A 14,874-nucleotide genomic window follows, 5' to 3' on the forward strand; every position below is an offset into this window, starting at 1 on the left:
GAAGAAAGAAGGAGCAAGAATGGAGACAAAAACACCTTTTTTATCCGTCGTCATTCCCATGTATAATGAAAGCTCGCATCTCGAGCGTTCACTTAAGGTAATTGATGGGGTATTGTCTGTTGTCACCTCACGCTATGAGCTCATCATAGTAGATGATGGTTCCAAAGACGATACGTGGCTCAAGCTGTCCGAATTGTCCCGTCGTATGCCCTCTTTGCTCGCGCTCCGACTGAGTCGGAACTTCGGTAAGGAACTGGCGTTGTGTGCAGGTTTGGAAAATGCCTCTGGCGATGCAATCATTGTCATGGACGGTGATTTGCAGCATCCTCCTGAAATGATTGGTGAAATGGTACGTTTATGGCAAAATGAAGGTTATGATTTGGTCGAATGTGTGAAAGAATTTCGGGGAGAAGAGTCGGTGGGCAAAAAGCTCGGAGCTTCTTTGTTCTACGCGACCCTGAACCGCTTGACGGGCTTTAATCTCAAGGATGCCTCCGATTATAAGCTACTGGATCGACGAGTGGTGGATGCCTGGATGGCGATGCCAGAACGGATGCCGTTTTTCCGCGGAATGACGGCCTGGCTAGGTTTCCGCAAAACCCAGATTTCATTCCGGGTGGCTCCACGCGAAGAGGGGCCAAGCCGCTGGAGTCCGCTAGGGCTGACTCGACTGGCAGCAGAAGCGATCGTTTCGTTTTCGACAGTACCGTTGCGGGTAGTGAGTCTGATGGGCCTCATTTTCATGCTGATTTCAGTCGTATTGGGGATTCAGACCTTAATGCGCAAATTAACGGGTGACGCTGTGACCGGTTTTACCACTGTGATTTTGCTGCTCTTGATTATTGGCAGTGTACTCATGCTGTCAATTGGTGTGGTAGGAGAATATATTGCCGCCATATATCACGAAGTCAAAGCTAGGCCTCGCTATCTGATAGCAGATAAACGGGCGAATGCTGACCGATTGTGGGTGGACAGGGAGTTTAATCAACATGATCAGACGTTCATATCTAAAGTATCCAATCATTAAATACGGTATTGTGGGGCTGCTGGGTACAGGTATCCATGTTGGTGTGCTTGTGTTGCTGGTGGAGTTGTTTACGGTACCAGCAGTAACGGCTACTACAATCGGATTCGTGGTTACATTGCTCGTTTCGTATGTGCTGAACCGAAACTGGACGTTCGAGCCTACCGGCGAGGGAAGCCGCACCCAGTTTCTTAAATATTTATTGGTCTGTACCTGTGGCTTGCTCTTAAATGCCGCTCTGATGTACGTGACCATTCACTGGATCGGTTGGTCGTATCTGATCGGTGAAGTACTAACTACCATCATCGTGCCTGTTCATAATTATATCTGGAACCGTTACTGGATCTTCTCCGTTCCGCAACAGCGTCAGAAAGAGGTTTCATGATTTTAAGAAAACACGGAAAATTGCTATCATTGTTTGCTTGTATTACTACTCTTGAACTGGCCGTGGGTGTGTATTTTGCATGGCATCTTGGCTATATGCATACCGATGCGCTCAGTCGAGTGGCTAATGCATTTTATGTGCTGTACAGTCGTGACCCACACTTGGGTGCTATCGGGTTTGTATGGAATCCGCTGCCCAGTTTGATGGAACTGATAGTGCTGTTGTTTTATCCTTTATTTCCGGTACTCGCTTCCCACGGGCTGGCGGCAGTGATTGTGAGTAGCCTGTTTGCAGGGGCGAGCGCGGCATTATTGTATGCGACGGGCAAACAGTTGGGGCTTCACGGTGCAACCAGCTTGCTGATTGCGCTATTATTTTCACTGAATCCATTTATGTTTCTGTTTGGCTTCAACGGCTTGAGTGACTCGCCATATATCTTTTTCATCCTGTTGACAGTGAGTCGATTTTGTATGTGGTTGAAGGATCGCAAGGCGGCGAATTTGATCGTATCCGGTTTTGCGCTTGCATTGGCATTTTGGGTACGCTATGAAGCGGTCCCGCTCGGCGTTGCGATGGCTGTGGGTGTATTGCTGACGATCTTTTTTCTGCACCGGTGGCGTACAAACAGAGAGAGGGTTAGAACGGAATTGTCTTTAAAAGAGCGACTGTACAAGGTGGAGGCGACATGGCTTCTATTATTGTTGCCACTTGTCTTTTCCGGCCTGCTTTGGCTCTTTTTTAACTGGATTATCATGGGCGACCCACTTTACTTTTTACGCTCGCAGTATTCCAATTCCACACAATCAGCGGCTTTGTTGGAGGATCAACGCTTTGTGGCCATGTTTGCCCACCCTGTGCTGATGCTAAAGTTTATCGGGCAACGAACCTTATGGTATGCTGCTCCGTTGATTGCCATTTTGCTCATACGACTATTGGACAAACGTCTGTTGAGTTGGAGCACGCTTACGCTATTAGCAATCTTTTTATCGGTGCCTGGACTTCAGCTTTTGCTGATGCTCAAGCAGTCTTCTTTTGGCTGGTTCCGATATTTTATGTATGTATTCCCGATTACGGTTGCCTGGTTGCCGTATGAGCTAAGTTTATTAAAGGGAAAAATGAGGGGAATTGGAATCTCTCTGGTAACAGTTGGGATGTTGGTAACAGCAGGTTTGTTATCCTACGCACTGACGAACCCCGCGATTGCAGCGGATGAACACAGCTATTTGACGCATAGTGGCAATGAAAGCTACGAACGGCAAATTATTGAGCGGAAAATAGCGCCGTGGCTGGATGAGCATTATGGTTCATCCCTCATTTTGACAGATTCCTATGCCGCCTATCCGATTATTTTGAGTAGTAAAATTCCAAAGAAATTTATGATTACGAGTGATTTTGACTTTGGGGAATCTTTAATGGATCTGCCTGCTTCCAAGGTGGATTATGTCTTGGTCACGCGCTTGGTGGATGGGGTACCGATGGATCAGGTGAACCGGAACTATCCTGATTTGTTCGAAAAGGGAGCGCCGTGGGCCTCGTTGGTACATGACTTTGACGGGCAGTGGCGACTGTACAAAATAGAGCATGAAGAATCGAAATAATTATGATATTTTAGTGCATCGTAGCGGAGGGAAGCATACAGCTGTAGGGTGTGATTAGGCTACAGCTGTATCACCGCAAGAAGTTTGAGGGGGAACGAGAGGAATGTCCTTTCGCAAATGGTCTGCAAGCAGATGGATGGCTATAGGTCTGTTTGTATTTATACTTGCATTGGAACTGTCTGCGGGCATCTATTTCAGCTATGTTCTGGGATATATGCACACAGACGCGCTCAGTCGCGTAGCTAATGCATTTTATGTGCTGTACAGCCGTGACCCGCATCTGGGCGCAATCGGATTTATCTGGAATCCACTACCCAGTCTTCTGGAAATGGTGATTCTACTGCTGTATCCAATCTTTCCGGCATTAGCCACCTATGGATTGGCTGCTGTCATTCTTAGTGCTACCTTTGCCGCTTTGACCGCTATGTTGCTGTATCGGGCGGGGGTCAGAACAGGGCTTAGCTCAGGGATGAACATCATGCTGGCACTGTTGTATGCACTGAATCCGTTTATTTTACTGTTTGGTGCCAATGGGCTGAGCGATTCGCTATACATATACTTCATTATGATGACGGTGATTGAGTTTGCATTGTGGCTCAAGGATCGCATGACGGCAAGTCTGATTGTTTCTGGATTAGCGCTTGCCATGGCGTTCTGGACTCGCTATGAAGCGGTTCCTCTGGGCGTGGCAATGGCGGGTGGAGTGGTATTGGCGATCATGTTTCTACATCGAAACATGGGCAGACGTGAACTGGCCTTGCGAGAAAAACTGCACAAGGTAGAGGCAACTTGGTTACTGCTTCTGCTCCCCGTGGTCTTTTCCGGGCTGTTGTGGATTTTCTTTAACTATCTCATTATGGGGAATGCTTTTTATTTCCTGAATTCGGAGTATTCGAACACGGCCCAATCGGCAGAGCTGCTGAATGATGATAAGTTTGTAGAGATTTTCTCCAATCCGCTGGTGGCCTTGAAATTTATTGCTTCCAAAACACTCTGGTATTCGGTACCGTTGTTTGCTATTCTGTTCATTCGTCTGTTGAGTGGACGCTTGTTCCGATGGGGAACATTGATTATTTTGCTGCTGTTCCTGTCAGTGCCAGGGTTGCAATTTTTACTCATGATGAAGCAATCTTCGTACGGATGGTTTCGTTATTTTATGTACGTGTTCCCAATTACCGTAGCCTGGTTGCCCTATGAGCTGAGCCAGCTTCAGGGACGATGGCGGAGGGCAGCCTTTGGCCTGGTGTCCGTCAGTCTGCTGCTTACCGCTGGATTACTTTCCTATGCATTGACTCGCCCGGATATTGCACCGGATGAGAACAGCTTTCTCACACGAACGGGGAATGTGAACTATGTGAGACAGGAGTCAGATCGTAAGATTGCCGTCTGGTTGGATGAGCATCTGCCGAAGTCTACCATTATGACCGATTCGGCTTCAGCCTACACCATGATTGTCTACAGCCAATATCCAAAACGCTTCCTGATTACCAGTGATTATTTGTTCAATAAGGCATTAAGTTATCCGCAGGATAGCCATGTGGATTATATCCTTGTACCTAAGATCATGTCAGGCATGCCACTGAGTAAAATCAATATGGTATATCCGAATTTATATGAAAAAGGCGCTCCTTGGGTCCAGCTTGAACGTGAGTTTAATGGTGAGTGGCGCTTGTACAAGGTGCTACCCAAGTCACTAACTAAAGGATCTCCATCGACGGAGACCACGACAAATCCCTAATGTGCATAAAAATCCCCGAGCCTATCCTTTCGCTATGGTGCGATGAGGGAAGCTGCGGGGATTTTTTAACCTGTTTAGTGCTCTTTGAGCGGTAGCCACGCCAGTACATCCTGAATTTTCGCGTCCCAGTATCCCCATTCATGAGCTCCAGGACCTTCTTCGTAGGTCAGCGGAACTCCGGCAGTATTACATGTTTCACGAAAAGCCTGATTTCCCTTATATAGGAAATCCTCCGTGCCGCAGCATTGGTAGAGCCGGGGAAGTGAGGTCCCCAAAGCAGCATGACGTTGTAACAGTTCCAGCAAATCGTGATCCGTTCCACGTATTTCATCTGGACCAAAAATGTTAAGCCATTCCGCTGGACTCATCGCATTTTGCATAGGATCGGTGCGTGATGCGTGTAAATCCATGACTCCCGAAAGGCTGGCAGCGGCTGCAAAACGCTCTGGATGCTGGAGCGCCAGTTTGAAAGCACCATATCCACCCATAGAAAGCCCGGCTACAAAATTATCTTCACGCTTGTCGGACAGAGGAAAGAATGAACGTGCCAAAGCCGGCAATTCTTCGCTGATAAAGGTCCAATAAGCCGCGCCTTGCTCCATATTCGTATAGAAACTCCGATGTACCTGGGGCATGACGACAGCTAGGCCCAATGAGGCGACATAGCGTTCAATGGAGGTTCGACGTAACCAGGTTGAATCATCGTCCGATAGGCCATGCAGCAAATACAGCGCCGGATGTGGCCCGGTTCCTTGCTTGCCTTCCAGTCCAATCTGCGAACGGGTTGCCTGAGGAAGAATAACATTCATGGATGTGCTCAGACCAAGAACTTCAGAATAAAACTGACATTGAATAAGAGCCATAAGAAGACCTCTTTTCTTAGGGTTTTGTGACCTCATTGCGGTGTTCCAGCATATGACCGAGTATTCATTCAGTATACCTTAGCCTGTCTAAATATACATATCCAAGTGAATGACTAGGTATTAAGTCCCGTTTCTTATTTATCCTACATTAGGAGGGGGTATGGTTATATGGGACGATTTTTTTAATTTGGGGGTTATTTGGGTTTGATTTCTGGTAAAGTGTTTAAAAAAGAATGATGAATCCAATCAGAGGAGGAATTTATAGCATGGGAAAAAAGTTAAGAAACACAGTTACAGGTGTATTGAGTACAGGTCTTATTCTTAGCGCATTCAGCGCAGCGGCAGCTGCTCCTCAAACTACAAGTGGTCATTGGGCAGGAGATCAGGTGCAACGCTGGTCAGCCACAGGACAATTGGACGGCGCGGTGAAACCAGATGCGGCAATCACACGTGCAGAATTTATTGTTCTTCTGAATCGCAGCTTGGGTACGTTCACGCAGGATACTCCAGCAGTGACTGACGTAACGTATGCGGACAGTGTAAAAGTAAACGGTAATGGAAGCAGAACGTTCACAGATGTACCAGCCTCTCACTGGGCATACAACGAGCTGACAAGTGCCGTGAATGCAGGTTACATAAGCGGCTATGCAGATAACAAGCTCAAACCAAATGGTAAGGTAACACGTCAAGAAGCTGCGGCTATCGTAGGCAAAGCTATTGGACTCACTGCCGGTAACGCAGCAGATGTTACTAAATTCATTGACTCCGACAAAATTGGAGCTTGGGCGAAGAAAAGTGTAGCGGCAGCTGCGGAGCAAAAAATCATCAACGGTTATCCGGATGGTAAATTCCAGCCACTGAAGTCGCTGACTCGTGCAGAGGCGATTGCTATTCTGGACGCTGCTTCCGGTTACAACCTGAGCCCTGTTGATAATCTGACGACGACTCCTGGTGGAACGGTGACGGATTCCACATACGGCAATGTGACAGATTCCACTTATGGTAACACGTCGACTACTTCTGGCAGTGAAACAGAAGATAGCAGCACAAGTACCAGCACAGATAGCACGACTACGGACAACTCTACAACCATAGATACCAACACAGATACTGACACAACTACGGATACGACTACAGATAGCACTACAGACACAGCTGCTGACGCGGTTGCAACTACGAAAGCACTGAAAGTCAACGATGTGTATGACGGAGAAGGTACAATTACGGGGACAGCTAAAGCAGGTTCCACAGTAACCGCCTATTCCAACGAACTGCCTATCGGTAGTGCAGTAGCCAAAGATGATGGCACATTTAGTATCAGTGTGCTTGCTCAAAAAGCAACGGTTAGGCTGGTAATCAAAGCTGAAGATGCAGACGGTAACGAAAGTGAGCCTGTAGAAATTTCTGTTTTGGGTAAACGCAGCGAGTAATTTATAGCTAAAATCCCCCTTTCACTCTGTCTGGAACAAGTCCAGCCGACAGTGGAAGGGGGATTTTTCGTTTATTCGCTTATACCGTCCTCGACAATAGACTTCTCGGGTTCACGTGTTTGTGGCTCAGACGATGTGCCACCGCCATAACTAGCTATAATGCGTTGCTGCGCTCGATACGTATCGCGGCTGATTCGGGTGCGATTTACGGTTTTTCCGTCCACCTTTTTTACCCGGAATGTTTCTACCACATACCCTTCTTTGCCCTGCCGAAGTACTTGATAGAAGCCGGGGGAAAGGGAGTCATTACGGAGTCTCTTCTCCGGTATGGGAAGTATGCGAACCGTATGGGATTCCAGTTCATACGAAACATTGGACGGAAATGTACCAAAAAATTTAACAGTAAGCGTTCGGTTTTGGACAGCCGCACGAAGTAGTAAATGTTTTCCTGTATTGTTTCTAAAACGAAAATTAATGGACCCTGTAGCAAAAGTCGCATCCTGACCTTTGGGCAGGTAGCTGACCGGCAAGGAATGGTTGCGGCGCTCAACAATGTCCAAACCGACTCGCAGTGCTGCATTATACACCGTGCTGGATACCTGACAAATCCCGCCGCCTATGCCGGACTCCAACTGACCGTTCACGATCACTGGAGCTTCACGAAAGCCATGAGTGCGCTCAGCCTTGGCAATCAATTGACCGTAGTCGAATATGTCGCCTGGCTTGAGAATTAAACCATCAACGGTGCTTGCCGCTGAATTGACGTTATACACACGTCCTTCCGAGCTGCTGCCGAGACTGGTGGAGAACTGGACGATTTTACGCTCAATCCCTTCGTTACGCAGGCTGTCCACCGAAATTTTCGGCTCCAGCTGAAGGAACGGTAATTCCACTCGTATCGGCTCCTCAGAAGCGGTAAAATCCTTGGGCAGCGCCTTATCCAGTGCGGCGTCCAGTTTGGGCCAATCCAGACGTCGCGCAGAGCGCCCCGGAATATAACGAACCTGATCATTCCCGTCAATCTGACGCACAGCATTGAAAGGCATGCCATATCGTTGCTCCTCCCAATCGGCTCCGAATTGGGCTTTCAATATCTCCTTCTGTCGGAAAGATGCGATAGACCATTCCTTTTCGAAGCTAAAACGTGTCTGCACACGAGTCCATAGATGCTCCGAGCTGAGCGCCTTAACGGTATTCCGAAATGCCTCCGCTTTATAACGAATCCCTGCTTCCCCGAGTGTAAGTTTTATATCCTGTGCACTGCTGTCACTGTCCGTCAGAAGCAGTGGGCGTTGCTTTAATGCATCCAGCTTTTTATCCACCAGCCGGAGAGCGGATGTGTAATCCATGCTTCCTACGTTGACTCCTCCGACCCTCACTCCCTCCGGCAGCGTTTGTCTGTCGGCGTACAGATGAAGTCCCCCCCACAACATGGCCAGCGCCAGAACACCAGCCCATATCCAAATGACAGATAAATGAATTTTTTTCATAATGCAGATGTCTCCTGTCTGATAAGCTTGATAGCGTACTCGTGTGCCATATTATTCATATATATGTGCCAAAAGCAGAAAACTTTCGGTACTATTTAGGTAACAAATTTGTTACAATGATAAACGGTATGATGAAATAGAGAAGTTTTTAAAGGAAATGCATGGAATATGTCGAATGGATATTAGGTTATACGTAATATGATTAAGCAGCGGGAAGTGATCGAGTGATTGAAATGCAGGATGTGTGGAAGACCTATACTAACGGAACCCACGCACTTCAAGGAGTATCGGTCAGAATTGACCGTAATGAATTTGTATACGTAGTCGGCCCGTCTGGAGCGGGGAAATCGACTTTTATGAAGCTTATTTATAGAGAAGAAGTACCTACCAAGGGGCAAATTTCAGTCAATGGTTTTAATATCGGGAAGCTCAAGCAGCGTAAAATTCCCTACGTTCGTCGTAATATCGGAGTCATTTTTCAGGATTTCCGGCTTTTGCCGCGTTTGACGGCTTATGAGAATGTGGCTTTTGCTATGGAAGTTATTGAAGCTCCCAAGAAGCTGATTCGCAAACGGGTACCAGAAGTGCTTGAACTGGTTGGCTTGAAAACAAAAATGAATCGTGAGCCTGCCCAGCTTTCCGGTGGGGAGCAACAGCGTGTAGCGATTGCACGGGCCATCGTAAACAATCCTTCCGTGATCATTGCCGATGAACCTACGGGAAATCTGGACCCCGAGACATCGTGGGAGATCATGCAGTTGCTGGACGAAATTAATTTTCGGGGTACGACCATTGTGATGGCGACCCACAATAAGGACATCGTGAACTCCATGCGTAAACGCGTAATTGCCATTGAAAATGGCAACATCGTAAGGGATCAGGTAAGAGGGGAGTACGGATATGACTTTTAACACCTTCTTACGTCATGTGCGGGAAGGTTTCAAAAACATATTCCGCAATGGCTGGATGTCCGTGGCATCCGTCACCTCGATTATTGTGTCATTACTTATATTGGGCGTATTTATCATGCTGGTGCTCAACGTCAATTCCCTGGCTGATCAGGCAGATAGTCAGGTAGAGGTTAACGTATTTCTGGAGCTAAATGTAGAGCAGAACATGCGCGAAACACTGCAAAAGGAAATCGCAGCGATGCCGGAAATCAGCAAAACGACCTTTGTGACTAAAGCTCAGGGTTTGGAGGAGCTGCGCAAAGATTTGGGAGACAGCGGCAAGGAGCTGCTGGAGGGTTTTGACAAGGACAGCAATCCACTCCCAGACAAAATTGTGGTAGAGGTAATTGAACCAACAACGGTTCCATTTGTGGCCGAAAAGATTGAGAAACTGAATACGTTGCATCCAGAGAAACCGATTTTAAAGGTTCGTTATGGAAAAGGCACCGTAGAGACGCTCTTTACGATTACGAAGCTCATACGTAATGTAGGCTTTATATTCGTCGCCGGACTGGCGATCATGTCCATGTTCCTTATCTCGAATACGATTCGCGTGACCATATTGGCACGACGCAGAGAGATTGGCATTATGAAGCTGGTCGGTGCGACCAACTTTTTTATACGCTGGCCGTTTTTTATTGAAGGTGCGCTTATTGGTCTTATTGGTTCCCTTATTACTGTAGGTATTTTATTTACTGGCTATCAGCGTTTGCTGACCGCCGTTCAGGGCGATATAGCTCTGAATATGTTGAAGCTTATGCCACTTGAAGGCATTTGGATTCAGTTGAGTGCTTTGCTGATTATTTTGGGTATGCTGGTCGGAATTGTTGGCAGTACCCTGTCCATGCGCAAGTTCTTAAAAGTATAAAGAAGCGTTGGCTGGACGTCGTGTTCGATATCAATTAGAACGGGGAAGCCCGGTGTTATTTTGCGATAAAGGATGGGGAGTGCAAGTTGAAAAAAACAGGATCTGTGTTGGCCGCTACCTTGGTAGCCGCATTGCTAATCCAGCCTTCTGACGGATATGCCAAAAGCATGAGTGAAATCAATTCGCAGCTGAACCAATTGGAAAAGCAGGCCCAATCTGCCAAGCAACAACAGGAAAAGGCTGCTCAAGATAAACAGTATGCTCAACATTACAAAAATAAAACCGTGCAAAACCTGAAAATTGTGCTTGCTCAGATTAACAGCGTCAGTGATCAGCTGACTCGTGTTGCGGTTCAGATTGATCAAACGGAAGATAATCTACGTGCGACTAAAAAAGATTTAGCTGAGGCCATTGATCGTATCCAGTCACGGGAAAAAATGCTGGAAACTCGTGTGCGTTTGATGTATACGGATGGAACCGTCTCATATATGGACGTGCTTATGTCTTCGTCCAGTTTTAGTGACTTTCTCAGCCGGGTAGATTCCTTGAAAACGATCGTGGAGCAGGATCAAATCCTGTTGGACGAGCATAAAAAGGACAAGGCATTGGTCGTAAGCAAGAAGAAACAGCTGGACACGGAATATAAAAATGCCAAGAAGCTCTATGCGCTCAAGCAGGACGCCAAAGCAGAACTGAATTCGAAGGAAAAAGAGAAACAAAGACTGATTTCCAATTACGATCATGATATTGCTGAGTCAGATGAAATCAGCGAAGAGCAAAATGACATGCTGGTAGCACTCGCTAACAAACGTGTGGGTCTGGTGCAGGAGAAGAACAAGCTTAGAGCGGAGCAGGCTGCCAAAGCAGCACGCGCTAGAGCGGCTGCACGTGCGGCTGAAGCCAAACGATATGCATCTTCATCCTCAGGTGCCGCCTCGAATTCCAGCCATGCGGCAGCCAGTACGTATACAGGCGGAACGGGCACATTGGCTTCGCCTGTATCCCATTACCGACTTTCATCTACTTTTGGCATGCGGGTACATCCGATTACCGGCAAGCTTAAAGGCCACACAGGTGTTGATATGGCGGCTCCTCAGGGAACCGATATTCATGCAGCCGAAGATGGTGTTGTCATTGTTGCCGAATGGTGGAGTGGCTATGGAAATACGGTTGTGATTGACCATGGAGACGGGCTATGGACCCTATACGGACACATTCGCAATGGCGGTACGGTGGTTCATACCGGGCAGACTGTGAAACGTGGTCAAAAAATTGCAGAAGTTGGTTCGACGGGCAATTCCACAGGACCTCACTGTCATTTTGAGGTGCGCGAAAATAACAAACCTGTAAATCCGATGAACTATTTATAGTAGATAAGGTAAGCCCTATTTATAGCCATTACGGTTGTAGATAGGGCTTTGCTGTAATGGTTAATATCCGATGAAGAACATGTGCATTGAGACACGGAGTAGGATACAATTAACATATTCCGTACAAGCTAGACGTATACTTCGTGGATGGATATGCGTTGTAAGGCAATAGGATACAAGATAATGAGAAGGCGGTGGACGATTAGATGTTGAAAAAAAGTACAGCGATACTCTTGATGGTGATCGGGCTGCTTGGCGGCAGTCTGCTCACTTTTGCCTATACTGGAACGACTACAGTAGGGAACAGCGCTCTGGGCGAAGGACTGCTGGCGAGTGTGACAGGTAGCAGTTCTACCTCCAGAAGTGATATCCGCAAAATCGAGACGGCGATGGACCTGATTCAGGGACAATATTATCAGGATGTGGATCGTACCAAGCTGGTGGATGGCGCCATCAATGGTATGATGGAGTCGCTCGGCGACCCGTACTCCTCTTATATGGGTAAAGAAACTGCCCAACAATTCGAGCAATCCATAGAAGGTTCTTTTACCGGGATCGGAGCCGAAGTAGCGGCCGAAAACGGGAAAGTAGTTGTAGTCACGCCAATTAAAGGCTCCCCGGCAGAGAAGGCAGGGTTACGCTCTAAGGATATTATTTTGTCTGTTAATGGTGAAACACTGGACGGATTGGATCTAAACAAGGCCGTTTCCAAAATCCGTGGGCCTAAAGGCAGTCAGGCAAAAGTCAAAATTCAGCGCAGTGGCTCTCCTGATCCGCTCGAATACACGATTACCCGTGACAACATTGATATGGAAACTGTAACGGCTCATATGGAAAGCGACGGTGTAGGCGTCATCACGATCACCCAGTTCTCCTTGAATACAGCAGAACGTTTCAAGGAAGAGTTAGCGAAGCTCGAAAAACAAGGGCTTAAAGGGCTCGTCATTGACGTGCGTAATAACCCGGGCGGCGTGCTTTCCGTGGTCATTGATATTGCACAGCAATTTGTACCTTCTGGCAAAACGATTGTACAAGTGGAAGACAAGAATCAGAAGCGTGAAGAAGAGAAATCCAAAGGATCACGTAAGAACTATCCAGTGACTTTGCTAATGAATAAAGGCAGCGCAAGTGCGTCCGAAATTCTGGCAGGTGCTCTCCAGCAATCAGCAGGTGCTGTGTTGATCGGGGAAAATTCCTTTGGTAAAGGTACTGTACAAACCAGCTATGACAAGCAAATGGGTGACGGTAGCCTGCTCAAAATCACGATTGCCAAATGGTTAACGCCAAATGGAACGTGGATTCATAAAAAAGGGATTAAGCCGAATATCGCGGTGGAACAGCCTGAATACTTCACAGCAGCACCGCTGAATAAGGAAAAGTCCTTGAAATACAATATGAATAGCAGTGATGTGAAAAATGCACAAATCATTCTGCAAGGCTTGGGTTACAAACCAGGTCGCGAGGATGGCTATTTTGACAAAGTAACGGAAAGCTCTGTTATTGCTTTCCAAAAACAAGCGAAGCTGACGGCTAGCGGCATCATTGATGCGAAGACAGCAGCAGCGATGGAAGCCAAGCTGATTGAGAAAATTCGTGATCCGAAAAATGATAATCAACTCAAGCAGGGGATTGAAGAGATTCGGAAGGAAATGAAGACAAGCGCAGCGAAATAATAGTGAGGCTACAACAAGGGGGGCTGGAAACAGCCTCCTTTTATATTGGGATTTATTTGCAGTCTGTCGGTTTGTCTTCCCTACGTTGGCAATTTCATATAGAATAAATGGATATGAAATGTACGTGATCCGCTATACAGCGGGCCAGGGGCATAAGGAGTGTGAATGGACTTGGAATGGGCATTACAATGGGGATGGAGCGTCTTGAATGCTTGCTTGTACCTGCTTTTGCAGCCGTTTTATTATATCTCAATACTCATTGTAGCACTTGGTTATCGTCGGCAAATGCTGCTGGAGCGCAAGCTATTTCATACCAAAATGCATAGCTGGGCTGCAGAGACCTGGCGTGTCGTATGGAGTGGTTTGCTTGCTGGAATGGCGCTATCTGCTCTGGGAATGTTCGTCAGTGTGCATCTGAACTCGGCTTCCATCGTGTGCCTGTGGGTAGCGACATTACTGCTCATGCTGGTACGCGTCCGTTACCTGTGTCTCGCTTATTCGGTAGGTCTGCTAGGTGTGGTTCAGTTTTTCTTAAACGTGGCCAGTGGCTGGCAACCTGGGGGAGCGTTCGGAACATCAGTAGCAGCCATCCGCGGATTGGATATTCCAGCACTGTTGGTGTTGGTCGCCGTGCTGCATGTGGCTGAGGCGCTGTTGGTTCGCTGGCAAGGGGGGAAGGCGGCCACTCCGCTGTTTGTCGAGGGCAAACGGGGAAGATTGGTTGGCGGTTATCGTATGGAAGACCTCTGGCCCATTCCGTTGTTGTTGTTGGTACCGACTCAGGGAGGCTTCATGCTTCCCTGGACACCTTTGTTCGGCGGCGATGCCGGAACCGGGTATATGCTGGCAGCCTTGCCAGTCCTAATGGGCTTCAGTAGCGTGACGCTAGGCCAGCTACCACGACAGAAGGCGGTACTTACTTCGAACCGTTTGCTCCTGTACAGTGTGGCTTTACTTCTGCTGAGCTTGCTGGCTGCTTGGTGGAATCCGCTGATATTGTTAGCAGCGTTATTCTCCTTTCTGGCTCATGAGGCGCTGATCTGGTATGGTAATATAGAGGAAAGTCGTCTTAGCCCGATGTTTGTCCATCCGGAGCAAGGGATGCGTGTTCTCGCTGTGCTGCCAGACAGTCCAGCGACAGCCATGGGCATACTGCCGGGCGAGGCCATTTACCGCGTGAATGGGGTTGTTGTGAATACCCGTGCCGAGTTACACCAGGCCTTGCGAATCAACTCTGCTTTTTGTAAGCTGGAGGTACGCAATCTGCAGGGCGAGAGCAAGTTTGTGCAGCGAGGCATGTACGATGGCGATCATCACCAGCTAGGGGTCGTGCTTGCACCGGATGCAGACGCGAGCTGGGCCGTATCCATACAGCCAGCCTCCATCTATCGGATTGTTGCCATGCACATAGGCGCACGACGACGTAAAGCTGGACAGGCATCGCAGGCAGAGGGTGCACATTTGGATACCATGGACAAATAGATG

The 14,874-nt window shown here is 47.7% G+C and carries 12 protein-coding genes; 10 read left to right on the top strand and 2 right to left on the bottom strand.

The window, feature by feature from the left end; genetic code table 11:
- The first annotated feature begins 19 nt into the window (after positions 1-19).
- The 4 genes from NLX82_RS15950 to NLX82_RS15965 all read left to right on the top strand — a co-directional run bounded on the left by NLX82_RS15950 (position 20) and on the right by NLX82_RS15965 (position 4,745).
- Positions 20-1,027 carry a glycosyltransferase family 2 protein gene (locus NLX82_RS15950; protein ID WP_023990627.1) on the top strand — a complete coding sequence of 336 codons (1,008 nt, stop codon included), beginning with the start codon at positions 20-22 and terminating at the stop codon, positions 1,025-1,027.
- Positions 990-1,409: a GtrA family protein gene (locus NLX82_RS15955; protein WP_023990626.1), complete on the top strand. Its 420-nt coding sequence runs from the start codon at positions 990-992 to the stop codon at positions 1,407-1,409. The genes NLX82_RS15950 and NLX82_RS15955 overlap by 38 nt, the downstream gene beginning before the upstream one ends.
- Positions 1,406-3,007 carry an ArnT family glycosyltransferase gene (locus NLX82_RS15960; RefSeq protein ID WP_254348536.1) on the top strand — a complete coding sequence of 534 codons (1,602 nt, stop codon included), beginning with the start codon at positions 1,406-1,408 and terminating at the stop codon, positions 3,005-3,007. Before NLX82_RS15955 ends, NLX82_RS15960 begins: the two co-directional genes overlap by 4 nt.
- A 103-nt stretch (positions 3,008-3,110) precedes the next feature.
- Positions 3,111-4,745 (top strand): glycosyltransferase family protein, encoded by a 1,635-nt coding sequence (locus NLX82_RS15965; protein WP_254348537.1) that lies wholly within the window; start codon positions 3,111-3,113, stop codon positions 4,743-4,745.
- A gap of 74 nt (positions 4,746-4,819) precedes the next feature.
- Here the strand turns inward: NLX82_RS15965 and NLX82_RS15970 are convergent, their stop codons facing one another.
- The gene (locus NLX82_RS15970; protein ID WP_076264489.1) at positions 4,820-5,608 is read right to left on the bottom strand and encodes an alpha/beta hydrolase; all 789 of its coding nucleotides are present in this window, start codon (positions 5,606-5,608) and stop codon (positions 4,820-4,822) included.
- 266 nt (positions 5,609-5,874) lie between these two features.
- Between NLX82_RS15970 and NLX82_RS15975 the strand changes: the two genes are divergently transcribed.
- On the top strand, positions 5,875-7,038 hold the full coding sequence (locus tag NLX82_RS15975) for an S-layer homology domain-containing protein (protein WP_028542121.1): 1,164 nt from the start codon (positions 5,875-5,877) through the stop codon (positions 7,036-7,038).
- 71 nt (positions 7,039-7,109) lie between these two features.
- On the opposite strand, the gene NLX82_RS15980 is transcribed toward NLX82_RS15975, so the two are convergent.
- Entirely contained in the window at positions 7,110-8,528 is a 1,419-nt protein-coding gene (locus NLX82_RS15980; protein WP_254348538.1) for a VanW family protein, read from the bottom strand.
- Positions 8,529-8,752: 224 nt separating this feature from the next.
- On the opposite strand from NLX82_RS15980, the gene ftsE reads away from it, so the two are divergent.
- The 5 genes from ftsE to NLX82_RS16005 all read left to right on the top strand — a co-directional run bounded on the left by ftsE (position 8,753) and on the right by NLX82_RS16005 (position 14,871).
- Positions 8,753-9,439: a cell division ATP-binding protein FtsE gene (gene ftsE, locus NLX82_RS15985; protein ID WP_023990620.1), complete on the top strand. Its 687-nt coding sequence runs from the start codon at positions 8,753-8,755 to the stop codon at positions 9,437-9,439.
- Complete coding sequence (gene ftsX, locus NLX82_RS15990) at positions 9,429-10,346, top strand: permease-like cell division protein FtsX (RefSeq protein WP_013312238.1); 918 nt, start codon at positions 9,429-9,431, stop codon at positions 10,344-10,346. The genes ftsE and ftsX overlap by 11 nt, the downstream gene beginning before the upstream one ends.
- An 86-nt stretch (positions 10,347-10,432) precedes the next feature.
- Positions 10,433-11,716, top strand: coding sequence for a M23 family metallopeptidase (locus tag NLX82_RS15995; protein WP_023990619.1), 1,284 nt, complete (start codon positions 10,433-10,435; stop codon positions 11,714-11,716).
- Positions 11,717-11,922: 206 nt separating this feature from the next.
- Positions 11,923-13,389, top strand: coding sequence for a S41 family peptidase (locus tag NLX82_RS16000; protein WP_023990618.1), 1,467 nt, complete (start codon positions 11,923-11,925; stop codon positions 13,387-13,389).
- Between the two features lie 165 nt (positions 13,390-13,554).
- Positions 13,555-14,871, top strand: coding sequence for a PDZ domain-containing protein (locus tag NLX82_RS16005; RefSeq protein ID WP_254348539.1), 1,317 nt, complete (start codon positions 13,555-13,557; stop codon positions 14,869-14,871).
- Positions 14,872-14,874 lie beyond the last annotated feature (3 nt).

The organism is Paenibacillus sp. A3M_27_13, from assembly GCF_024213315.1.
Taxonomy (GTDB): Bacteria; Bacillota; Bacilli; order Paenibacillales; family Paenibacillaceae; genus Paenibacillus; species Paenibacillus polymyxa_B.

Excerpts from the sequence above, each read along its gene's own strand:
- NLX82_RS15980 (WP_254348538.1), bottom strand. The coding sequence starts at position 8,528 with ATGAAAAAAATTCATTTATCTGTCATTTGGATATGGGCTGGTGTTCTG.
- ftsX (WP_013312238.1), top strand. The coding sequence starts at position 9,429 with ATGACTTTTAACACCTTCTTACGTCATGTGCGGGAAGGTTTCAAAAAC.
- NLX82_RS16000 (WP_023990618.1), top strand. The coding sequence starts at position 11,923 with ATGTTGAAAAAAAGTACAGCGATACTCTTGATGGTGATCGGGCTGCTT.
- NLX82_RS15960 (WP_254348536.1), top strand. The coding sequence starts at position 1,406 with ATGATTTTAAGAAAACACGGAAAATTGCTATCATTGTTTGCTTGTATT.
- NLX82_RS15965 (WP_254348537.1), top strand. The coding sequence starts at position 3,111 with ATGTCCTTTCGCAAATGGTCTGCAAGCAGATGGATGGCTATAGGTCTG.
- NLX82_RS16005 (WP_254348539.1), top strand. The coding sequence starts at position 13,555 with ATGGACTTGGAATGGGCATTACAATGGGGATGGAGCGTCTTGAATGCT.
- NLX82_RS15970 (WP_076264489.1), bottom strand. The coding sequence starts at position 5,608 with ATGGCTCTTATTCAATGTCAGTTTTATTCTGAAGTTCTTGGTCTGAGC.
- NLX82_RS15975 (WP_028542121.1), top strand. The coding sequence starts at position 5,875 with ATGGGAAAAAAGTTAAGAAACACAGTTACAGGTGTATTGAGTACAGGT.
- NLX82_RS15950 (WP_023990627.1), top strand. The coding sequence starts at position 20 with ATGGAGACAAAAACACCTTTTTTATCCGTCGTCATTCCCATGTATAAT.
- NLX82_RS15955 (WP_023990626.1), top strand. The coding sequence starts at position 990 with ATGATCAGACGTTCATATCTAAAGTATCCAATCATTAAATACGGTATT.